This window comes from Paenibacillus sp. FJAT-26967, assembly GCF_001541095.1.
Classification (GTDB): Bacteria; Bacillota; Bacilli; order Paenibacillales; family NBRC-103111; genus Paenibacillus_F.
The window spans coordinates 354,822-377,275 of sequence record NZ_LMXH01000003.1 but is presented as its reverse complement, the minus strand read 5'-3'; the positions used below and the strand labels follow the sequence as shown (position 1 = coordinate 377,275).

General features: G+C 51.4%; 23 protein-coding genes. 7 read left to right on the top strand and 16 right to left on the bottom strand.

The features are described from left to right. Positions 1-18: 18 nt before the first annotated feature. The 4 genes from pheS to AR333_RS16240 form a co-directional block, all read right to left on the bottom strand. Entirely contained in the window at positions 19-1,053 is a 1,035-nt protein-coding gene (gene pheS / locus AR333_RS16255; RefSeq protein WP_068776411.1) for a phenylalanine--tRNA ligase subunit alpha, read from the bottom strand. 483 nt (positions 1,054-1,536) lie between these two features. Further along, the gene (locus AR333_RS16250; protein ID WP_068776410.1) at positions 1,537-1,851 is read right to left on the bottom strand and encodes a multidrug efflux SMR transporter; all 315 of its coding nucleotides are present in this window, start codon (positions 1,849-1,851) and stop codon (positions 1,537-1,539) included. After that, positions 1,851-2,204 (bottom strand): multidrug efflux SMR transporter, encoded by a 354-nt coding sequence (locus AR333_RS16245; protein WP_068776467.1) that lies wholly within the window; start codon positions 2,202-2,204, stop codon positions 1,851-1,853. The genes AR333_RS16250 and AR333_RS16245 overlap by 1 nt, the downstream gene beginning before the upstream one ends. A gap of 27 nt (positions 2,205-2,231) precedes the next feature. Then, positions 2,232-2,807: a TetR/AcrR family transcriptional regulator gene (locus AR333_RS16240; RefSeq protein WP_068776409.1), complete on the bottom strand. Its 576-nt coding sequence runs from the start codon at positions 2,805-2,807 to the stop codon at positions 2,232-2,234. A gap of 175 nt (positions 2,808-2,982) precedes the next feature. Between AR333_RS16240 and AR333_RS16235 the strand changes: the two genes are divergently transcribed. Further along, complete coding sequence (locus AR333_RS16235) at positions 2,983-3,915, top strand: aldo/keto reductase (protein ID WP_068776408.1); 933 nt, start codon at positions 2,983-2,985, stop codon at positions 3,913-3,915. Between the two features lie 392 nt (positions 3,916-4,307). Here AR333_RS16235 and AR333_RS16230 read toward each other — a convergent pair whose 3' ends face one another. Continuing rightward, complete coding sequence (locus tag AR333_RS16230) at positions 4,308-4,700, bottom strand: hypothetical protein (RefSeq protein ID WP_068776407.1); 393 nt, start codon at positions 4,698-4,700, stop codon at positions 4,308-4,310. A 264-nt stretch (positions 4,701-4,964) separates the two neighbouring features. Next, the gene (locus AR333_RS16225; RefSeq protein WP_068776406.1) at positions 4,965-5,942 is read right to left on the bottom strand and encodes an ABC transporter substrate-binding protein; all 978 of its coding nucleotides are present in this window, start codon (positions 5,940-5,942) and stop codon (positions 4,965-4,967) included. 295 nt (positions 5,943-6,237) lie between these two features. On the opposite strand from AR333_RS16225, the gene AR333_RS16215 reads away from it, so the two are divergent. Then, positions 6,238-7,032: a lipid II flippase Amj family protein gene (locus tag AR333_RS16215; RefSeq protein WP_068776404.1), complete on the top strand. Its 795-nt coding sequence runs from the start codon at positions 6,238-6,240 to the stop codon at positions 7,030-7,032. Between the two features lie 188 nt (positions 7,033-7,220). After that, positions 7,221-8,417 carry a DUF418 domain-containing protein gene (locus tag AR333_RS16210; protein ID WP_068776403.1) on the top strand — a complete coding sequence of 399 codons (1,197 nt, stop codon included), beginning with the start codon at positions 7,221-7,223 and terminating at the stop codon, positions 8,415-8,417. A gap of 155 nt (positions 8,418-8,572) precedes the next feature. Here AR333_RS16210 and AR333_RS16205 read toward each other — a convergent pair whose 3' ends face one another. From AR333_RS16205 to AR333_RS16165, 9 genes are all read right to left on the bottom strand, one after another. Then, positions 8,573-10,210 (bottom strand): copper resistance CopC/CopD family protein, encoded by a 1,638-nt coding sequence (locus AR333_RS16205; protein ID WP_253735881.1) that lies wholly within the window; start codon positions 10,208-10,210, stop codon positions 8,573-8,575. 155 nt (positions 10,211-10,365) lie between these two features. After that, complete coding sequence (locus AR333_RS16200) at positions 10,366-10,773, bottom strand: DUF2203 domain-containing protein (RefSeq protein ID WP_068776402.1); 408 nt, start codon at positions 10,771-10,773, stop codon at positions 10,366-10,368. A gap of 319 nt (positions 10,774-11,092) precedes the next feature. Then, positions 11,093-12,856 carry a diguanylate cyclase gene (locus tag AR333_RS16195; RefSeq protein WP_068776401.1) on the bottom strand — a complete coding sequence of 588 codons (1,764 nt, stop codon included), beginning with the start codon at positions 12,854-12,856 and terminating at the stop codon, positions 11,093-11,095. Between the two features lie 22 nt (positions 12,857-12,878). Continuing rightward, complete coding sequence (locus AR333_RS16190; protein WP_068776400.1) at positions 12,879-13,280, bottom strand: response regulator; 402 nt, start codon at positions 13,278-13,280, stop codon at positions 12,879-12,881. 281 nt (positions 13,281-13,561) lie between these two features. Continuing rightward, positions 13,562-13,858, bottom strand: a complete 297-nt coding sequence (locus AR333_RS16185) for a CD3324 family protein (protein WP_068776399.1) — start codon at positions 13,856-13,858, stop codon at positions 13,562-13,564. Positions 13,859-14,490: 632 nt separating this feature from the next. Continuing rightward, positions 14,491-15,252: a LamB/YcsF family protein gene (locus tag AR333_RS16180; protein WP_068776465.1), complete on the bottom strand. Its 762-nt coding sequence runs from the start codon at positions 15,250-15,252 to the stop codon at positions 14,491-14,493. Between the two features lie 5 nt (positions 15,253-15,257). Further along, the gene (locus AR333_RS16175) at positions 15,258-16,316 is read right to left on the bottom strand and encodes a biotin-dependent carboxyltransferase family protein (protein ID WP_068776398.1); all 1,059 of its coding nucleotides are present in this window, start codon (positions 16,314-16,316) and stop codon (positions 15,258-15,260) included. A gap of 21 nt (positions 16,317-16,337) precedes the next feature. Next, positions 16,338-17,123: a 5-oxoprolinase subunit PxpB gene (pxpB, locus tag AR333_RS16170; RefSeq protein WP_068776397.1), complete on the bottom strand. Its 786-nt coding sequence runs from the start codon at positions 17,121-17,123 to the stop codon at positions 16,338-16,340. Between the two features lie 217 nt (positions 17,124-17,340). Continuing rightward, positions 17,341-17,955 carry a type II toxin-antitoxin system PemK/MazF family toxin gene (locus AR333_RS16165; RefSeq protein ID WP_235918035.1) on the bottom strand — a complete coding sequence of 205 codons (615 nt, stop codon included), beginning with the start codon at positions 17,953-17,955 and terminating at the stop codon, positions 17,341-17,343. Positions 17,956-18,156: 201 nt separating this feature from the next. On the opposite strand from AR333_RS16165, the gene AR333_RS16160 reads away from it, so the two are divergent. Continuing rightward, positions 18,157-18,750 carry a TVP38/TMEM64 family protein gene (locus tag AR333_RS16160; RefSeq protein ID WP_068776396.1) on the top strand — a complete coding sequence of 198 codons (594 nt, stop codon included), beginning with the start codon at positions 18,157-18,159 and terminating at the stop codon, positions 18,748-18,750. 167 nt (positions 18,751-18,917) lie between these two features. On the opposite strand, the gene AR333_RS16155 is transcribed toward AR333_RS16160, so the two are convergent. Continuing rightward, positions 18,918-20,261: a hypothetical protein gene (locus tag AR333_RS16155; RefSeq protein WP_068776395.1), complete on the bottom strand. Its 1,344-nt coding sequence runs from the start codon at positions 20,259-20,261 to the stop codon at positions 18,918-18,920. A 220-nt stretch (positions 20,262-20,481) separates the two neighbouring features. Here AR333_RS16155 and AR333_RS16150 point away from each other — a divergent pair, with 220 nt between their 5' ends. The 3 genes from AR333_RS16150 to AR333_RS16140 all read left to right on the top strand — a co-directional run bounded on the left by AR333_RS16150 (position 20,482) and on the right by AR333_RS16140 (position 22,428). Beyond that, positions 20,482-20,724 (top strand): hypothetical protein, encoded by a 243-nt coding sequence (locus tag AR333_RS16150; protein ID WP_068776394.1) that lies wholly within the window; start codon positions 20,482-20,484, stop codon positions 20,722-20,724. A 236-nt stretch (positions 20,725-20,960) separates the two neighbouring features. Further along, a complete protein-coding gene (locus AR333_RS16145) occupies positions 20,961-21,797 on the top strand; it encodes a sensor histidine kinase (RefSeq protein WP_068776393.1) in 837 nt (278 codons plus the stop codon). Continuing rightward, positions 21,760-22,428, top strand: a complete 669-nt coding sequence (locus AR333_RS16140; protein WP_068776392.1) for a response regulator transcription factor — start codon at positions 21,760-21,762, stop codon at positions 22,426-22,428. The genes AR333_RS16145 and AR333_RS16140 overlap by 38 nt, the downstream gene beginning before the upstream one ends. Positions 22,429-22,454: the final 26 nt, after the last annotated feature.

The following is a 22,454-nucleotide window of genomic DNA, read 5'->3' as shown; positions in this document are numbered from 1 at the left end:
TTCCCTCCTCTTCCGATTCTATAGATGAATAAACTGCTTCAGGAAACGCAGGTCGTTTGTATAAAAATGGCGGATATCTTCCACCCCGTATTTCAGCATCGCAACACGTTCGACACCCATACCGAAAGCGAATCCACTGTATTCATTCGGATCGTAACCCGACATTTCAAGTACGCGCGGATGTACCATACCGGATCCCAAGATTTCGATCCAGCCTGTTTGTTTGCAGGTCCGGCAGCCCTTGCCGCTGCACATCATACAGCTGACATCGACCTCAGCGCTCGGTTCCGTGAACGGGAAGAAGCTCGGGCGCATCCGAATCTGTGTATCCGGGCCATACATCTCGCGCATGAATTGCAGGAGGGTCCCTTTCAGATCCGTCATGCGGATACCTTTATCGATCACAAGTCCTTCAATCTGTGTAAATTGATGAGAGTGAGTAGCGTCATCGTCATCGCGGCGGTATACTCTGCCCGGAGAAATGATACGAATCGGCACGGCGCCTTTACGCGCTTCCATCGTCCGTACCTGCACAGGGGAGGTCTGGGTTCTCAGCAGAATTTCATCGGTAATATAGAAAGAATCCTGCATGTCGCGGGCCGGATGATCTTTGGGCAGATTCAGAGCTTCGAAATTATAATAATCACGCTCCACTTCCGGACCTTCTGCAATCGTGAAACCCATCCCGATAAAAATATCTTCGATTTCCTGAGTAATCTTGTTCAGCGGATGTACGGCACCCTGCTCGGACGGACGACCCGGCAGCGTTACATCGATGGTTTCGGCGCTCAGGCGCTTCTCCGTCTCCAAACGGTCGTACTCTTCCTGTTTGCGGGCAATAACCTCTTCAATAGCCCCGCGCACATCATTGGCCACCTGACCGATCACCGGGCGCTCTTCCGCGCTTAATGCACCCATACCGCGCAAAATCTCGGTAAGCGGTCCTTTTTTGCCCAAATACTTAATTCTAAGCTCATTTAGCTCCTGCTGGCTGCCGACAGCGGCTAACTCCTGCAAAGCTGTTTCCTTCAACGCTTCCAATCGTTCTCTCATCGGTAATCCCTCCTTTGAATCTGTCCATGCTAACGGGTTTTCCGCCCAACAAAAAAAGCCTTCCCGCCCGGTAAGGGACGAGAAAGCCGTGGTACCACCCTTGTTAGACCTGCACGTGCACGGCGACGGGTTGTCGCTTCAGTTCGTGTACGGTCTCACTTCATTCGAATAACGGTTCGTAGCCGGTGCTCTCTACTGGTCCGGGCCCTGTGCCCGTGTTCAAGAGACTGCTCGGGAGCGAACTTCGGCAGCCTGGTTCCATGGGGACACTCTCAATCTCCGGTGTCGCCTCCCTGTCCGGAAGTACTGCGTACTCTTCTCCTTCAGCGCATTTGATATGCGGTTCGTGAAGCTTCTTGCTTTAGTTATGCCCTCTATTATATGAAAAACACCCCGGCGTTGCAAGCCTATTTGCGTATCTGTGCGCAGCGGGAGAGCTTGCGGCCAAGGTGGATTCTTAGTTCTTGCTCAGCAGAAGATAATCTAAGTCAAAAGCTTAAGCCCTACGGCCGCTGAGATAATCATCGCGATAAACACGATCCGCCGCCAGTCTTTGGATTCCCCGAACACGAACATGCCCAGGAGTGTCCCTCCGCTCGTACCGATTCCGGTCCATACGGCGTAGGCGGTTCCCATCGGAATCGTCTCCATCGCGATAGACAGAAGCGAGAAACTCAAACCGAAACCGATAATAAGCATCAAGAACCAGGTTAAGGTACGCTTTTGACTAATTTTATTCATCGAATATACGCCGAGCACTTCTGTACAACCTGCTAGAATCAGTGAAACCCAGGCCATTATCGATTCGCTCCTTCCGCCGGTCCCGGATTATCCGGTTCCTTTGTCGTTAGTTTAAGTCCGACCACGCCGCCAAGAAGAATAAGAATAAAGAGCACTTTCAACCAGCTGAACGGTTCCTGAAAAAAAACAGTTTCCGCAATAACCGTACCTGCCGTGCCGATCCCGGTAAAAACCGCATACACCGTTCCGACAGGCAGTCTTCTCGTCGCCTCTAGCAGCACCCAGAAACTGATAATGATGGCAAGCGCGGTCATCCCCCACGTAAGGGCGCTGTCCGCGTGTTTCAACCCCGATACCCAGCCGATTTCAAGAAATCCTGCGGCCAATACGTAAATCCAATGTTTGTTCACTGCCTCTGCCTCCAGACTTTCTGTCATTTATGATGAAGGAGAAATTCCTCTCTTAAATACTTCCCATGACGCTTCCAGCCTTCTCTCGAAGCTTGCCGGCGTCCCGTACAGAAGCTCAACGATCATACCATCCATCAGACAAAGGTAGGCTGCAGCGGCTGTACTGGCGTCCACAGCTATAGAGATCCGGTTGTTTTCAAAAACCGCTGTAAGGAGCTCTTCGAGCCTGCCCAGATAGACATAGGCCAGTTCCATGCTTTCCTTATAAAGAGCCGTCGGTGGAAAATACATCATCCGGATCCAGAACTTCGCCCCGTTATCGTGCTCATATTTGTCACGAAAATACAGCAGCAGATTATAGAGTTTGCCGTGAAGAGGCTGATCCGGGTCTGCGTCCAAGTGCGCCGTCGCAAAAGCCAGCTCCTCTTTGGAGGCGTCCTGCAATACGCTGAGAAAAAGCTCTTCTTTTCCTTTGAAGTGCGCATAAATAGAAGGGGTCTTAATGCCGACTTCTTCTGCGATTTGCGCCATCGATGTCCCCTCATAACCTTGTGCGGCAAAAAGATCCAGAGCTGCGGTTTTGATACGCTCAGAGGTATTCATGAGTAAGATTCTCCTAACTAACATTAGTTAGGTTAGTATCTCACACTCGGCCTGTGATATCAAGAGCCTTCTCCGAATTTTTGACTTTGCCTTCATTTTTGCGTTAAATGGAAGAGAATATACCGCCTGCAGCAGAGTCGTTTGGCGGTTAACCAGAAACGTAGGAGGCTAAACGATGAAATACCGCAAACTTGGTTCAACCGGATTAAAAGTATCCGTGATCGGTGTAGGCACCTGGCAGTTCGGCGGTGAATGGGGCGTGGATTTTACCCAGCCCGAAGTGGATGCTATTCTCGACAAGGCGCGGGAGCTCGGAATTAATCTGATCGACACGGCAGAGTGCTATGGCGATCATTTGTCCGAATCTTTCATCGGCGACTATTTGAGCCGCCGCGACCGCGAGAGTTGGGTAGTGGCTACGAAATTCGGCCATCATTTCCATGATCGTTTCAAGCGCGATGACCGGTACTCCGCTGAAGACGTGCTGACCCAGCTGGACGCTTCACTCAAAGCGCTTCGTGTGGATTATGTCGACCTCTATCAATTTCATTCAGGCCCGGACTCCGCCTTTGACAGCGATGCATTGTGGACGGCGCTGGATAAGCAGAAGCAAGCGGGCAAGATCCGTCACATCGGCACATCCATCGCTAAGAATGACAATCTCCACCAGGTAGCCGCTTCAAGCAGTGTCGGCTCTGAAGTCATTCAAGTCGTCTACAACCGCCTGGACCGCGCGCCGGAGCAGGGCGTATTCGATTCCTGCCTGGAGCAGAATCTCGGCGTACTGGCCCGCGTCCCGCTGGCAAGCGGTTACCTCAGCGGCAAGTACAAGCCGGGCGCAACTTTCGCCCAGACGGATACGCGGCACCGCCACGATCCCGAGGCTACGCTGCGCAAGCTGGAGGAAGTGCAGCGCATTCAGGCGCATGAGGTGCCCGAAGGCATGGACATGGCGACATGGGCGCTCGCCTGGTGCCTGAAGCATGACGCGGTTACCGCCGTCATTCCAGGCTGCAAGAACACCGCTCAAGTGGAAAGCAACGCCAAAGCGGCGGATTACTTGAGCAGCAACCACGTGCAGGCGTGGACAGAGGAGCAGGCCGGCTAAATCGGCATGTGGACCGCAAAGCTCAGCGCTCTACCGCGAGGGTAATAGTGACTGCCTTAACGAGAGCACAAATAGAATTTAGCAGACTGACGACAAAGGGGCTGTCCCAAGAGTCATTTCAAGAAAATCAGTCCCACTTTTCACGTGATATTCGGTTAAAAAAGAACCTTCAGATCCACTTTATAGTGGTTTTGAAGGTTCTTTTGCACATATTATAGGATTGCCTCACCAGTTTCACCCTTTTGAGACAGCTCATTTAGTCATATCAGCGCCGCTGTCAAACATATCCCCCTGGACACAACCGCATTTTCCGGAAGTGTAAGTCTTTAGGGGCCGTTTAGAATCAAACTATCTTACTGTTCTGCTTTCTTATCAGACCTTGCTTCGCTTTTTTAAGGAAAGTTCTGAATCCTCAGATTTGAAAAGACGGCCGCGCCCTCCGGACTGACCTTCGTATACTCCGCATAATACGTACAAGCTCCGCTCATATAGAAATTATTCGAAGCCTCGCGGTTATACATACCTACATTTACCGTCCCCAAATTATTCCTCGACTTGCCCGGGCAGACCTCATATAGACTTGCATAAGCGTAATTGTCGTACCACACAATCGTATCCAACTTCAAAGTCATCCGCCCATACTGGTGATCACCGTTTATGGACCCGGTCCGCTGGCCGGATTCCGTTACGAACCGGTTGTTGCTCTCCGGATAAGCAAAGGCGGAAGCAGCCATCGTAAGAGACATAATACCGGTCAGGGCGAGTGATACAATTTTCTTTTTCATAATAAACCTCCTTATAAGGGATTTAATTACATGAATATATTACCATAATTCTAACTATATTTCAAAAAATCAAAATATAACTGTCTACTATTTATTTTTTTGGTTGTAATCATTCTTTTTAACTGTTATCGCAGGTTTAAGCTAGACTGTCCCGCCAGCCTGTCCGCTGCCAGCTTCATCCCGGCATATGCCGCAGATAAACGAGGCAAAACAACTCCGCTTCCCCGGCTGCTGCCAGGAAAGCGGAGTTGTTGATTCTCCGGCTTATTTAACTTCGTAGAACTTATACAGATCGTCCAGCAGCAGATTAGCTGCTTTCACGCCGCCGGCCGTATTCCAAATTGCGTCGTTGACCTTCTGGGTCTTGCCGTTCTTCACTACATTAAGGTTCTGCCAAAGCGGATCTTGGGTGATCGCTTCCTCCTGCTTGACTCCATCCCCGTTACCGGTTTCATACGTAAAGTAGAACAGACGGTCCGCATCCACCTCAGGAACACGCTCCTTGGTGATTTCCTCCACGAATGTATCCTTCGCTTTCACCGGAGTCCGGGCAATGCCGATCTGTTTGAAAATGATTCCGGTAAAGGTATCTTCCAAGTAAATACGTGTCTTCCCTGCCATAAAGCGGACAACCGATACTTTCTCCTTCAGCTTGTCTCCGGCTTTACCTTTGAAATCCTCAATACGTTTGTCGAAGTCGGCAATTACTTTCTCGCCGTCTGATTTTTTGCCGAGCGCATCCGCATACAGACTGAAGTTGTTCTTCCATTCCCCGCGCAGCGTCTCCGAGAAGACCGTAGGAGCGATTGCTTTAAGCTGCTCATATACTTTTTCCTGACGCATTTTATTCCCGATAATAAGATCCGGCTTCAGGCTGGCAATCAGCTCAAGATTGGGCTGCTGCTCGTCCCCGACGACTGTTACGCCTTCCATATCTGCTTTAATATGATCATACCAAGGGTTGCCTGTAAATGATTTAACCGCACCAACCGGCTTAATGCCTAGTGCCAGAAGAGCTTCCGTCCCTTCATTCGTCAAAATAACGACGCGCTTGGGAGCGGCCGGTACATCGGATTCGCCCATGGCATGCTTAATCTTAACGGTTGACGCTGTTTCTCCCGCTCCAGGGGTTGCCGCACCCCCATTAGAAGTATCCGTATTCTTGCCGCATGCCGCCAGTACCAGCACCATGGCAAGAACGATCATTCCGAGTACGTATACTTTACGTGCTGCTGATTTCATCGATCTATTCTCTCCTGTCTTGTATGTATTCTAGATGACAACGAATGATAATGATTATCATTCACCAAAGAAATATACCTTTTAGAAGCCTGCTTGTCAACCATTACATTCAGTTTCTCCCCCGCTGCTTCCATTTTCTCTCTTGCTTTTAAATCAAAGCTGGTTTCCGGCAGAATATCTCCGCATATACATTTAAAGTGACGGACAAGATCAAGCACTTATATAGTTTCATTACAACCGGCTATATTCTCCTCTTAGCTGTTCATTGATTAAAACCAAAGGAGCGTCGATATCCTTGTCTATGCTGCTTCTCGCATGCATGTTCACTCTATTGATCCACGCATCCGAAACGGCTGCCTATGCGGTCCGGCTAGCCGGTATCCGGATAGGCAAGCTCGCTGTGGCGCTATCGCTTGCCGGAATGATTGTTCTCGTATCCCGTACTTCCAATATGTTTCAAGGGATGCTGACGGCAGGAATAGCCGACAACGCAGGTCTGACTGATCCTCATCTGGCTTTGGCGCCGTTTCGCTATGTACTCATTTCCTCCTCCATCGGAACGGCTGTCGCAATCCTGCTCTTCCCGACACTAGTAGCTTTGTCCGCGCGGATGATTGCCCATTTTGAAGTGACAGGCTCTATTCCTCTGATGCTCAAAGCAACCGCGAATATTCATAGCGTCAAAAGAGCCAAGCGCCATATCCGCCTGCCCCGATTAGATATGCTGTCCCGCCTCCGAGTCGGGGGTGTGCCCAAACGTCTGATTGTGCTGAATGTAGCCGTTACCGCTATATATACCGTCGGTGTGCTGGCTGCCCTGTACGCTTCGGCATTTACACCAGACGGCAAATCGCAGGCGACGATGTCTTCCGCCCTGATCAATGGCGTTGCGACAATCATCATGACGCTTTTCCTTGATCCGCGGGTGGCTCTCTTGACGGACCGGGCGATGAGCGGCAAAGCAAGCCAGGAATCCATGAACAAAATGTTCGGTCTGCTGATGCTCTCCCGCCTTGCCGGGACGATTCTTGCACAAGTGCTGCTTGTTCCCGCCGCCGCATTTATACGCTGGACGCTTTCCTTGTATTAGAATTCTCGGCAAATCATTGATTTTTATTACCGTCTGGGGAAATCATATCGTACAAACACCCCTTTGTTTATGTGATCCGGACCCGGCTTGATTCATAGAATCTGAGCCTGGTATGCGTTTATTGCACGGGATTCTTTTTCCCGGTATGATGAGGTGTACATTGCCCAACCGGAAGGAGTTTTCCACATATGATCGGCCCGGCCGACGGAAAAGAACGCATTGTCAGTATTGATATCATCCGCGGATTTGCTCTTCTGGGCATCTTCCTCGTGAACATGCCGACCTTCAGCGGCAGCGAATTTAGAACCTATGACGGAGCGGACCGGTACATACGGATGTTTTTCGATCTATTCGTTCAAGGAAAATTTTACCTGATCTTTTCTTTTTTATTCGGACTCGGCTTCTATCTTTTCATGTCACGCGCGGAACAGAAAGGATACGGCAAGAGCTTGTTCTTCCGAAGATTATTTATTCTTCTTGTGATCGGACTTGCGCATCTTATCTTCCTCTGGAAGGGGGATATCCTGACGCTGTATGCCATCACCGGATTACTGCTGCCCGCTTTCTATCCGATGCGCACCGAAGCCTTATGGTTCTGGGGACGTCTGCTGGTAATCGGCTACCTGCTGCTGACTCTGGGACTCTCCGCCATAATCGTTCTAGTTGATGCGCTCCTGGAAGGCCGCATTAATCCGGCTTTTGGCGGCCCCTTGTTTACCGCCAGCGAGATACAGAGCGCCCTCCAGGCTTTCCGGACACTTCCATGGACCGAATGGCTTGCTTGGCACTGGCAAGTGGAAGTTTTCGAATCGCTTGCCAACCAGCTGACGATGCTGCCTATTATTCTCGGCATGTTCCTGCTGGGACTTGCGGTCGGCAAAAGCGGCATGCTTCAGAACGTGGAAGCCCACCGTTCCCAGTGGAAGCGGCTCCGCCGCCGGAATCTGGCTGCAAGCGTGCCGCTTCTGGCATGCACCGCAATCATCTATGCATTCGGAATGGAATCCAGCCTCAGCGCTGTCGTCTATTTCATCACTTACATAAGCGGCTACACGCTTGCTTTTGTATACATCTCCCAGTTGGCTCTGCTGCTTGAGAAGCCCGTGTGGCAGCGCAGGCTCCGCTTCCTGCAGCCGTACGGCCGTATGGCGCTGACCAACTATTTGACCCAGACGGTCCTGTGCGTAGTCCTGTTCCTGGGCTTTCGGCTGTACGGCCATGTGAATGTATGGCAAGGAGCCCTGATCTGCCTTGCGATTTACCCGGTCCAGATTGCCTACTCCGCATTCTGGCTGCGACGTCACCGCTATGGACCGGCAGAATGGGTGTGGCGGCGCCTTACTTACGCCGGTATGGCAGACCAACCCGGCAAACAGCAGTCTTAGCCGCCGCAGCCTGTATCTCCGTACAAAAAGGACCTTCTGTCTCTCCAGACAGAAGGTCCTTTTTGGATGTGCTGAACTTATCACACATCATAAATGCAGTGTTGATATTCATTCGCACATAATGCCGAATAACTGCGTGAAGCCGCATTCCGTGTTCAATACAGCTTCATTTCTTTTTTAAATACAGTCTCATCGTCATTGCTGTCCATAATCCTTACTTCAAGCACACAATTGCCCGGGAGCGGAAGGAATGGGCCCTGCGCGGTATAACTGTAAGCAGTAAAGTCTGCTATCTTCATTTCGTTCTTAGATCCGCTTTGCAGCTCCAAAGGTATCTGAATAGGAGCCAAAGCCGAATCATCCCCTGCTGCGGGCTGATATTGGACGTTCATTTGAACATGTTTGGGAGCGCCCGTATTCTCAGGCAGCCACACCGTTACCGCGAACGAATTGGTTCCTGGCGCATTAGGGGTAACGACAGCGGTCATATGCGCCGTCTTGCCCATTTCGTGCCAGTTAAGCGGCTGGTTAGGCGGCGCAGGCGACAAATAAGTCAGAAAGCCCACAGCCAACAAGATAAGCAGCATCGCGCTGAAATCAACCTTGTACAAGCTGCGAACGGCCTGCTCGTTGTTCTTTTTCATATAATAACGAAGAAGTGCTCCTGTTCCTGCAACGACAAGCACCAATCCTAACTTAATAAGTAGAAGGATACCCCACTGCGTATCGAAAATATAGGTCAGATCCGGCAGGAAGAGCAGCACAAGAACAGACCCGCTGACGGCCAGAACAACGATGGACCCTAGCGCTGCCTTTGAGAAGGCCTTCAAGAAACCGGTAAACTCATCCCTTTTCTTTGTGTAAAGAACCCACGCGGCAATCAGTCCGCCCACCCATAATGCAGAAGCTGCCAAATGGACCGCATCGGAGAGAACGCTTGCCCATTCCGGCGAGAATGTTACCGCGTGTCCCGATAGACTCTTGGTTAGCAGCAGCGCCGCGGCCCAGGCATAATCGAGCCATGCCCTGCGGGTGAGCAGCATAAAGCCCAGCAGTGAAAGCGCCAATGATACCAGCCATGATATTCCGATGCCCGTACGGGTCAGGAGATTGCCGAGCTGCGAAAGACCGCCCCCGCCCAGCAGAGACTCCAAATGTGTAGCGACTACAAAAAGCAGCGTAATCAGATAGAACAGCTGCAGCATTCTCGTCCATTTGGACGATACAGCCTCAGGAAGCTTCCGGATAGAAGCGGTCCGCCTCCAGAACAGCCAGCCTGTCAGCGACAGCATCGCCGCATACCAGAAGCCGCGGGCAATGAACTGGAGCAGCCCGTCAACGCCCGAGCTCCCGATTCCGTGTTCATGCGGCGCCTCTCCGGCAGCCGAATCTCCCGAAGCAGGCGGGTCCCCGACTGTAATCGGATAACTGCCTCCGACAGGATGCCCATCCCCCGAGATGACGTGATACGAAACCAGATACAAACCCTCGCCGAGCTTCGGCAGCTTCAGCACAATCGCCGAGCGGTCTTGAGTCATGCTTGCCTCTTCATCTGTTATCTTGTTACCGCTCTGATCCAGCACATGAATGTAAAAAACACTTTCCTCCAGCGCTTCATTAAAGGTGAGACGGATTTGTTCCGGCCCTTGCTCCATCCTGCTGTTCGGAGCCGGTTCGGTGTTAATCAGAGCCGCATGAGCGGATGCTTCTCGCGGAAACAGCCCGACAAGCAAGCTCAGAATCATGAATATGCCGGCCAATACACGGCCGTAACGCTTTAAGACAATGGCCACCTATTCTACTCTCCCTCAAATGTTAATCTTTCTGTGCAGCGTCCGGCCGGCCTACGACAAACTTAAGCCTGGCAGCCAGCAAAGAGGCTGCCAGGAGATTTGCCAATGAGGGGCTCCCCGTAATCCGGGCATATGCAAAAGACACTCAGACACTCTTAATCCTCCGGGAGCGGTCTGCGGCCTTGGAAACCATCCTGCCTGCTGTGATAGAAGCTTACCCGTTCTTCACCGCTGCGCCAGCACAGAAGTACTTCCTCTCCACCGATTATCGATGGAAAATCAACTAAACCATGTTCGATATTCTTGAGTTCAATGCCTTGATGGTAAAAATGATGAATAATCCCGCGTGCTTCAATCTGCATAAATTCCAGCTCGCATTCCAGTTCAAACAGAGGGTCACGCTTGCCGCTTTGCATCTGTTGGCGGATTTGCTGCCTTTTCTCCCGCAATTCGATGTACTTGAATTCAAAGTCCGTCTTGATATCCTGCAAGCGATCAAGCTGATCTTCAACCGTAGGCAGCAGGGCATTGGCCTCTTGGATTGTAAAATACCGTTTGGACATCGACTCCACCCCCTTTTGAGTGTATCAGAAAATAACCGTTCAATCGAACGTGCCGCCTCTGCTACTTCCTATAGTATAAGACAGCGCGGACTAAACGGTCGTTATTAGCCTTACAATTATTCGAATAATACCAGGCTGATAGGGCTCCCTGGAAGCATTGGCATCTGTACGCTCCATATGCACAGGGAATTTACCCCGAAAATCGGGACGGGAAACAAGCAGTCCTTTGGTCCGTCCCTGCCGAAGCTATTTATACAACCGACAAATTCATAATAAAAAAGCATTTCAATCCCCCGGGATCGAAATGCTCAGGATACGGTTACGAGGTAACCTTTGCGCTGGGCTGCTCCATACCAAGCAGCCTCTTTACGTTCATCTCCAGCTCTACCATGGAGAACGGTTTGGTCATATACTCACTGACTCCAAGCTCCTGGAGTCTCTCCATATTCTCATCCTTGCGGCGGCCGGACAGCATCATAACCTTACACATGGGACGGGTTTGAGGAGGCTCGGCTTTAATCCGCTCCAGCAGCTCCATACCACTCATTCTAGGCATAATTCCGTCGAGGATGCACAAATCGATATCCCCTTCCATCAGCCGGTGATACGCCTCTTCACCATCCTGGGCTTCTTCGATGAGAAGATTAAGATGATTAAGACCTGACATGACGATCGCTCGCAGAATTTTATCATCATCGACAACCAGCAGCTTATACCGCCCCCGTGTATCCGCATCAGGAAGAGCCGGACTCTGGCATGATTCTTCCGAGACCAATACCCGGTCTTTGCCTTCCTGCTTGGCCCGGTACATCGTTTTGTCCGCACGGAGAATCCACTCATCGATGGTAAGTCCGGCGTTCCAGGCGGAGATTCCTGCAGAGAAGGTGATCCAATAGTTCTTGCCTTCATCCGACACAATCGGCTGACTGCGGGCTATCTCCAGCAGAGACTGTACAGACTCTGCCGCTCCGTCCGCATCCGTTCCGGGCATAACGACGACGAATTCTTCTCCGCCGAAACGGAAAACAAGATCTGTAGAACGCATCCGGGTCTGAAGCAGATGGGATAGCCCTTGGAGAACCAGATCGCCAATATGGTGACCATAGACATCGTTAATTTTTTTGAAACCGTCGATATCAATGAAGGCAAGCGAAATAGACGAAGGATACCGCTGCACCCTCTCCAGCTCCAGTTGAATCTGATGATCGAAATATCTCCGGTTGAAGACGGCCGTCAGCGGATCACGAAACGCCATTTCTTCGAAATTCTTGGTCCGTTTGACGATCCCGTAAATACGCGCAGCCAGCTCCTCATACTGGAAAGGCTTCGTCACATAGTCATCCGCACCCAGATGAAAGCAACGGACTTTGTCACTCAAATCATCCCGTCCGGAGAGTACGATCAGAGGAACCCATTTCAGGGTAGGATCGTCTTTGAGAAAGTCAAACAATTCGTATCCGGATTGGGGATACATCATCAAATCCAAAGTCACCAGATCATACACATGCTCACGCAGAAGAAGCTGGGCCGATGAAACATTGTTCGCTTCATCCACCGTATAACCATCAAGCTCCAAACGACGTACAAGGTAAGAACGCAGCACATCGTCGTCGTCAATGATGAGCAGTCTTCGTCTGGTACCCAAGTTAAGAACAATGCCCTGCTCTTTCTGATCATCCACTTCAAGCTCAATGACGGACACATCATGCTCCATACGTAAATGTCTTAAATAGAGACTTGTCTGATTCACACTTTCATTCACAAGCGGGGCAAAATCTTCGCTTAAGGATACAGAAGGCTGTAAAGCCTGCGTCCATTCCCATATCCGCACCAATTCTTCGGCAATTTTACCGACTCTGGCGAACTGGAACATGGGAGCACTGCCTTTGAGCATATGAACAATCCTGTACATATCCTGAAGATCCTGTACAGGGGACGAAGAGGCAATGAGGACCAGCAGCTCGTCCATTTGCTTAATTTGGTTACCTAGCTCTTTAATAAACAGCTTCCTGCCCTGCTTTAGAAGCCGCTCATCCTTTCCCTGGGCCTTGTCGCCCTGCCATCGGGAACCCGATTGATTCATAGCTCAGATTCACATCCGTTCGTTATTGCGAGTTATATACAGTCTTGTTGTGTACACGGATTAATTCCTCCACGGTGTCCACAAGCTGCAGGGGGCTAAACGGCTTCACGATATAAGTAGTGACACCGGCAGCATTTGCTTTCTCCCGGTCCTTCTCCAGCGCCTTGGCCGTGAGCAGGATAACGGGGACGTCCCGGTTCGCCACCCCTTCCGATCGCAGCCATTCGCACACTTCTACGCCGGTTTTCTCCGGCATCATATAATCCAGTATAATCAGGTCATAAGTTTCCAGCTGAAGCTTACGGATAGCTTCTAGGCCATCCATGACTTCCGTAATCTCATAACCCTCATCCACAAGTGTTTCGGTCAGCAAAAACCGGAGCGCGGCTTCATCATCCGCCAGTAGAATACGATAGGGATTCAAGCTTCTTCCTCCTGTCTTGTCTGTACGAAAGGCGAGCAGCTTACCGGATACTCACCTTCACGGCCTCCGGGCATCCGGGATTAGTTCCCTGACACTACGTAACTTCGCGCACAGCCGTTCCGTTTACTATTTCTGTAGCTTCATTTTCTCTTTTAACTTCTTAGAATCCTGCTTCAAAAGGCACATTTCGTATAATTAACCTATGTTATCATACTATGTTGGATTGAAACACCAACCCTAGTCATAAATGCAGAAAAACGGCGACCTGTTGGGCCGCCGTTTTATGGGGTCGCTGCGGCTTGTTTGAGCCGTTCGCGGGTTTTGCCGATGATTTTGCGTATGCTGTCCTCAGAAAGATGGAACGTCCGGATCAGCTCCATAACAGAAGAGCCGTTCTGATACAGCCGGAAGATTTCCCGGTTGCGGCGCTCGATAATCAGCCTTGTGCCGTTATTTTCGCCCCAGCCTGCACGCTTCTTTTCTTTCTTAGGTACATATATGATTTCTCCCTGGATGTACTTTTGCAGTTCTTGTAGCAAGTGAGCCGGAAGAATGTCCTTGCCGTTCTTATAACTCATCGGATTGAATACCTCCTCGATTTGGTCGTGTGTGTTCCGTACCGCATCGTCTACCGTAGAGGGTCTTCATCTCCGCACCTGCTATCATTCAGAGGAAAGAAAAAGCACGATAAGCTCTATCGCGCAGCTTGTATGTATATACAAACAGGTGATTGGTACTTCCATGAATGATATGCAGTTAAGAAATGAGCACCTCTACGGTGACGTTCACAATTCTTAATTTTTTTTGCATGGAAAAGCATCTCCTTTCACCAAAGTTTTTTTTAAGTTGCTATTTTTCAATTATATGGGAGTCGGCCTCTTCTTGTCACGCCCAATTTGCGTCTCTTCATTAGGAAAAATAAAAACCGGAGGCACTGCGGCCTCCGGTCAGACGGGCTCCGCTATGCGGAAGCCACCTCCATAGTTGTGTTCATTGTTCCGAATCACTCCTTTCCTTAGAGAGTGAAGCCGGCCGGCTACAACTCTATTAACGCATATATGAACACGCATTCACAAGGGGAAGATTCGTTATAGTCGTTCTTTCCAGCAGTTAAGAAAAGACAGCAGACACATAAGGCCATCAAGATGCAAGCACCTGGTACGCCCGCTTTGTCAGAGTAGCGAGGGCGGGTCACTGCGGCGGCAGATCGTCAGCTGCCGACGGGCCGCACGCTTACACCGCTGCGTTCGAGCGCATCGCGTACCGCACGGGCGATCGCGGAGGCATGCGGCCCATCGCCGTGAATGCAGACGGTGTCTGCCGCAAGCGGCAGCGCCCCGCCTCCCTCGACGGGTACCGCCCCGTCTTGAACGAGGCGGAGCACCTGCTCGCAAGCCTGGGCCGGATCGGCCAGCAGCGCGCCTGGCTGCATTCGCGGCGTCAGGCTGCCGTCCGGCCGGTATGTGCGGTCGGCAAAAGCTTCCGCCGCCACTTGCAGGCCGTGAGCCCTGCCGGCACGGAGCAGCTCGCTCCCCGGCGGGCCCAGCAGCACGAGCTCGCCGCTGACACGCGAGGCGGCGAGGGCAATGGCTTCGGCTAGCTCCGGACGCACCGACGCCATATGGTAAAGCGCTCCGTGCGGCTTCACATGCCGCATGCTCCCCCCCTCGGCGCGTACGAAAGCATGCAGCGCGCCGAGCTGATACAGCGTCAGCTCGTACGTCTCGTCCGCGCTGACCGCAAGCTCACGCCGCCCGAAACCTGCAAGGTCGGGCAGGCCCGGGTGTGCGCCAATTGCAACACCTTTGCTTAGACAAAGGTGGACAGTACGGCGCATGACGCCAGGGTCTCCTGCGTGAAATCCGCAAGCAATATTGGCTGAGCTTATGCAGTCCAGCAGCGCCTCGTCTGAACCGAACCGGTAAGCCCCGAAGCTCTCGCCCATATCGCAATTCAAATCGATTCTTTTAATAGAAGTCATGACATGCTACTCCTTCCGATTCCTACCATCCGCATGTACAGAGCAGCCTGAAGCCAGCGCAGATCCGTCTCCTCATCTCTAATAGCAGCATGAGCTTCCTCCAGTGTTACTTCGCTGAACCTCACCGATGCTCCCGGCGGCAGCTGCGCAAGTATAGGCAGATCGGCCGAGATCACATGGCCGATCCGGGGGTACCCGCCTGTCGTCTGGCTGTCTGCTCCAAGTACGATAGGCTGTCCGTCCGGCGGCACTTGGATGGTGCCGGGAACTACACTCTCCGACACCATCTGGGTCCGCTCTGCCAACTGCAGCTCGGTGCCCAGCAGCCTGCAGCCCATCCGGTCGGACTGCGGAAGCACGCGGTATACGCTGCCCAGCAGTCCGGCAAGGCCGTGAGGCCCGGGCACGAACTGGTCCGCTTCGTGTCCGCGGACCATACGAAGCACCGCTGCCTTGGCTGAGGCGGGTCTCAGAGTGTGCGATACACTCCACTGCGCCGCCTTGACAGCCGGACTTGCGGGCATCGCAGTACGCTCGCCGCTTCCATCTCTCGCGAGAAGCCTCAGCAGCCGATTGGCTGCCAGGCCAGGCTCGCCAATCGGCAGTCTATCCCCCGCTGCAAGCGGCCGGCCCTCCAAGCCGCCAAGGGCCGCGCGTACGTACGTGCTGCGGCTGCCGAGCACCTCAGGCACGTCTATGCCGCCTGCTGCAGCAAGATAGCCGCGGCATCCTTCGGACGCATTGCCCAGGTCCAGCACCGTACCGGCCGGAATGTATACGGCCTGCCACCCCTTCACGGGATGACCGTCCGCCTTGATAACGGACTGTGCCCCGCAGAAGGCCATCAGCATATCCCTGCCGACTGTCAGCTTCGGGCCGCGGAGAGTCCATTCCAATAAAGCCGCATCGCTAGGATTACCTACCAGCATATTGGCTATTCTGGCAGACCTCCGGTCCATAGCTCCGCTTTGTACCATGCCGTACCGGCGCAGGCCGATTCGCCCCTGGTCCTGCACCGTCGTATACAAACCTGCCTGATTCACCAGGAGAGTCATCGTAATTCCACCTCTTCTCCTTTATAGAGTGCGCCGTATCCGCTCATAATCCGCTGCTGTAATCGGCTGAAAACGGACATCGTCTCCGGCTTGAAGCAGAGCCGGGATATCGCGGCGAGGCGTAAATAATTCATAAGGAGTGCGACCGATAAGATGCCATCCTCCCGGTGACGCAAGCGGATACACACCGGTCTGCGTACCCCCGATGCCGACTGAGCCGGCGGGGATCCGCACCCGCGGATTGCTGCGCCTTGGCGTGGCCAGAGCAGATGGAAGGCCCCCCATGTAAGGAAATCCCGGAATGAAACCGATCATATAGACCCGGTAGCAGGCACCGCTGTGCAGCCGGATTACTTCTTCTGCTGTAAGCCCATGGATCTTGGCAACTTCTTCAAGGTCAGGTCCGTATTCGCCTCCGTAACACACCGGGATGATCTTGACTCTTCCTGCAGCCGCTCCGATACTAGCTTCCGGGTAATTCTTCTCCAGCAGATCGGGCGTCAGAAGCTTCTCAACTTGTCCGCTGACCCATTCGAAGACCGTCACTTCTTGATGGAATAAACCATTCCCAACGTTTCTCGCCAGCTCCGCAGACTGCGCAGCGTGTACTTCGGGCACACTGTACCAGATCGTCAGCGTGTGGTAAGCAGGAACTGTCTCCACCAGTCCGGGGAACGGGTTCCGTGTCAGCACCGATTCTGCCGCAAGTACCTGCCGGCTCAGTTCCTCCGAGAAGGATTCACCGAATCTTATGAGTAGAGCTTGATCTCCCAATGGTTCCAGCAAGAACTTTGGAAACGTACCCACTTTTTGTGCCTCCCGGTTTCAAAAATATCTGTAACGTTTATTAGTATGTAGACATGAAAAAAAGACCTCTGGCGGGAGATCTTTTTTCGAAAGAAGCGAAGGAATCAACGGACTCCTTATATTTGAACTTGTAATGGACCTATCAGTACGATTCGATCGACCGACCAAACATATTTGTAAGTCGTTAAACCAATTAAACCATACCAAATAAAAGTTGTCAACCATGTATTTCCGAAGCGCTGTCCGGACGCTCATACAAATCCAGCTTTTCTTTGAGAGCGTAATTTTCCTGCAGCAGACGTTTGATGAACGCTTTATCCCGTTCTTTTTTGTCGAGCAGATCTTTGTATTTCTTATACATTCCCAGCGAAACCATTAATTTTTCTTCAATTTCATCCATCTCGCTGCGGATATTAGCCAGACAGCTTCCAGAGATACGAGATTTGCTGATTGTCATCACGTTGGCCAGCAGCACGTAACCGGAAAGCTTTTTTTCTTTGCCTGCTTCCAGATAAGTGTATTCTCCCTTAAGCTCTACGGATACACTAGGAATGCCGGCTGTATGGGTGATCGGTGCAATAATCGTATTTCCTGAATGTTTATTGCCTACATCATTCTGCAGAACGATACAAGGACGCTCCTTCTCCTCTTCACTGCCAATTCCTTTACCCAGATTACATTTGTATACTTCACCGCGGCGTAAAGATCGCGTCTTCGCTTTGTCGGACAAAGAGTCCAGATAGATTTTCGTTTTGAGCCATTCGAGATAATCTTGCATACGAGTCAGGTCAGCTTTCAAAGGGCCACCTCCGTTATGATTGCGGTTCAACATAAATCCCATTCTCCTTCCATGCGGCCGAAAGTATAATTTGATGTAAAAGGAGTAACGCATGTACATTCAACAATGGATTTATCCGGGTGCAAGAAACCATTGTGATTTTCATTCGTTATACTATAGAAGAAATCCTTTTCCATCTAGAATAAAAAATCCAATTGAACATCACTACCCGAAAAAGGAGCCCTTGAAACTATCGTGAACTGGGAATCGCTAAAAAATATGCTTACCGAAGAAAAAATCATGCAGCTGTTGTCCCAGTACGAATCACTTGGACCGCTGCCCGGAATCTTCATGACTTTCATAGAAGCGTTCCTCCCGATCCTGCCGCTGTTTGCCATTGTAGTCGGAAATGCGGCCGCCTACGGCTTAGGATTGGGCTTTCTTTACTCTTGGCTGGGGACTAGCCTCGGGGCAACTTCCTTGTTCCTCTTGTTCCGCAAGCTCTCCAATGTCCCTTTCATGCTGCGATTCGTACAACGGCCCAAAGTAAGCAACGGCATGAAATGGATTCACAACCACGGGTTCGGTACGATCTTCCTGCTAAGCTGCTTCCCGTTCACGCCCTCATCCCTGGTCGTAATTGTAGCGGCGCTTTCCCGAATGGATAAATGGGTGTTCCTCCCCGCCATCATATCCGGCAAAGCCGTTATGGTCTTTATGATGGCTTTCGTCGGTTACGACATCATGTCGTTTGTACGGCAGCCCTGGAAGTTCCTCGTTATGTTAGTCGTCATTCTCATTCTGTGGCTTCTAGGCAAAAAGGTGGAGAACCGCATGCACCGCGATTAGACCGGTTTTGAACTGCCGCTCCCCATCGCACCCCGATATAAAGAAAAAAGCTCCTTACGGGGCTTTTTTCTTTATTGGTTTAAGAGCTGAATTTGATAGTGTTAAAACGATTCGTATACATTGTTTGCCTTTTTATGGCCGCTTATGCGTCAAATTGCCGATGTCTTCTAAGTTCGTAGTCTTTCTTCCAGAAAAGACAACCGGAAAATCTGCTTCGGCCTGCCCTTGGACACGCCACGCTCCTCCCCGATCACATCGACCAGACCTGCGTCCTGCCAGGCAAGCAGGAAACGGTGCGTGCTGCGGACGGTCACATCCAGGACAGAGGAAAGCTCCTGGGCCGTGTAATCGAGCTTGCCGAAGCGCGTCACATAAGCGACAAGCCTGCTCAAGTATGCAGGCGTCATGCCGGCCCGGCTTGCTTCTCCGATAAGTTCCGCATCAATCAGGGACAAGTCAAAGCGGTTCGGCTCCGTCATCTCCAAAGGTCCGATGACACTGCGGTCTTCGCGGACAATGAACGTGATGTTGCCCCCGGCTTCTTTGGCGCGTCTAAGCGCCAGTCGAGCATGCGTACCCGCTTCATTCGCCGAGCGTCCGAATCCGATACCGATGCTCATCGTCAAATCGTGCATAGCCGAGATATCTCTGGCAAGCGGGATAGATTTGTAGCCGCCCGTCTCGCGCTCGAATATTCCCCGGGTCGTCATGAATAAGAATTCATCCCCGCCAAGCGTATTCATATATCCGTCCAGATGCTCAACGTAATCAAGAACCATCCGGTGAAGATCAAGCTTCATCCTCTGCACCTCATGCTCCGATCCGGAGCGCTCGGTAAGACGCTGAAATCCGTCTATATTAATAAAGCCGATCACGATCTGGCCTTCCTTGCTGCGCCTTGTCTCTGTAGACAATAGCGCGCGCTGCAGCGACAAAGTCATATCGTGCTCCGTTGGTGAAAGCCATTCTGTCCGAAGCCCGGCCGCGGTCAACTCATCGTATACGGCCTTCATCCCCGTCAAAGCAATCGTGCCCGGCTTCTGAGCCGCTTCTCTATGGAATTTGACAAGATCCGGGACCGGATCATCACTGGGACCGTTGTAGCATACAACTTCCATGCTGCTCTCCCCCAGCTCTCGGAGCGCCTTGGCCGCCGCCGGCTCGTTAAGACCGTCAACCGTCAAGCATACGGGAGCCCCTCCGCTGCGCGCAAAGTAAAGGGCACGGTACAGCCCCGTTCCCGTAAGAGGGACATAATGAACCGGGATACGGAACATTATTTTTTTCTTAGCCCATTTGAACGTAATCGGATCCGTAAAAAGCAATACTTCTGCCTGCTCCATAATTTGCAGAGTTTGAGCAACATCGTGTCCTTCTCCACGCCAGACTAACGGCAGCGGACGAAAGGAGGGAAACGCTTTAACAGCTTCCAATAATTTATCCAGAAGTTCTTCGGGACCGATAAGTCCAATCGGTATCTCATCCCGGCTGCCCGCCATATTCAGTTCCATCTTGCATCCCCTTTTCCGATTCTACTCCTTAGTAAGCGAATGTGCCGGAAGGTGCACGGCGTTTTTCAGCAAACGTTTACACACTACACATTTTACCTAACGCTCCTATTACAGACAAGTCCTTAAATTGTCCTTATGTTAAAATATATTAACTTTTTTTTATCAAACGTGTGACGAATATCCTTGCAGACATGTCATAACTTATTAGAGAGGTGAGTTCATGTTCGATATTCTTATCTATCAAAAGAAAAAAGTTAAAGTCAGCTGCGGCAAAGATACGATTACGGGTACCATCACCAATCATTATGAACAATTCGGTTTAATTAAAGTGAATAACGTATTGCTTCCTTTAGAGCATGTCCGCATGATTGAAATCATAGAAGGTCATGATCCGTTCGATCACGCTGCTTTACCGCTGCATCATCCGAATAAAGGAGCTTCCTACTCGGAAATGCTCTATTAATAAGAAGAAGTCGGCCAGCGCGATTACAGGCCGGCTTATTTTCTATCTGCGGAGTCTGTAAGCCCAAGAGTTTTGTAAGCGTTTACCGTAAAGTAAAAAGAACTATGCCCGGAAATCTGCCAGTAAATTCACTACGGGGCGGCAAGCTGATGTCTTACTGCCCCCCGCCTTGTTGACAGCTGCCTGTTGGGGTATAGTGGGAACAGATTGAGTCGGAGGTAAAGGACGGAACTTTTATGTCGCTCAAAACATTAAAATGGCTCGCAGTGATTACGCCTGCCCTTATTATCGGAGGATTCGAGTTTATCCGCCACGAGCTTATCCTAAGCTATTTATCCATGGAAGCGGGCAACTGGTACATTACGCTGCTGACCCTGCTCCTCTCTTATTTCTTCGCAACCTGGATGTTCCGCAACATCGAGAGGACCAACGACCGGCTCGCAAGGGAAACATCCAAACGGGCCGTTTACGAAGAACGCGAGAGACTTGCCAGAGAACTTCATGATAACTTGGCGCAAACGTTGTTTTTTATCCATGTAAAGTTAAAGCAGGGCAAGACCGAAGAGGCCACCGCTGCTGTATCGGAGATAGATCACCACCTGAGGCAGGCGATCTATAATCTGCGCACCCTTCCCGAAGAAGGAAGCACCTTCACGCTGCGTGCTGTGAAATGGCTTCAGGATTGGGAGCTGCTGACCGGGATCGAAACCTTGCAGGATCTCAGCATCGCAGACAAAGTATTCACGCCCGGGGAGGAAGTCCAGCTATTCGCGATTATCCAGGAGGCGTTCACGAATATACGCAAGCACTCCCGCGCCAGCCAGGCTTCGATCGAGCTGGAAGCTTCGGGGACAAGCTGGTCCCTGAGAATATCGGATAACGGGCTCGGATTCGCTGAAGGGGATCCGGGCAGATACCGTTATGGCCTCGCCATGATGCAGAAACGGGCAGCGGAATTGAACGCAGTCTGGAAGTTCCAATCTCCGCCTGAAGGCGGGACAGAGCTGTCCGTTCATTCAGTAAGGAGGAAGTCAAATGGCAAAGACCCCATACCGCGTCATCATCGCGGATGATCATCCGCTGGCACGGCAAGCCGTGCAGAGCCTGCTGGAGGACGATCCGTCTTTTACTGTAGTAGGTGAAGCCTATAACGGCGAGGAAGTCGTACCCATGTGCGGAGACCTGCAGCCGGATGTAGTTCTGATGGACATCCATATGAGCCCGGTGAACGGACTTGAAGCTACCCGGCAGATTAAACAGCTCTACCCGCATATTCGGATCGTTATGCTTACGGTATCCGATGATGTCGCGGATTTGTTCACGGCTATTCAGTTCGGTGCCCAGGGCTATCTTCTGAAGAATATGGACCCCGACGAGTGGATGCAGTATTTACATGCCCTTCTCGACGACGATTCACAGGTTGCCCGGCAAATGGCCGACAGGCTGATGCAGCGCTTCCGTATGTCGGGGACTCCGCCTCACTCCAGCCAGTCCCTTCCCCCGCTGACCAACAGGGAACACGAAATCGTCCTGCATGTTGCCGAAGGGTATAACAACCGTCAAATCGCGGGCAAGCTGCTGATTTCCGAGAATACCGTTAAGAATCACATGAAGAATATTTTCGAGAAACTTCAGATCGATAACCGCGTTCAGCTCACTGCCTATGCCGTCAAACAGGGTTTGACACGAAATTTACATAACTAATCTACAAATTCTGTATAAAAATAGCC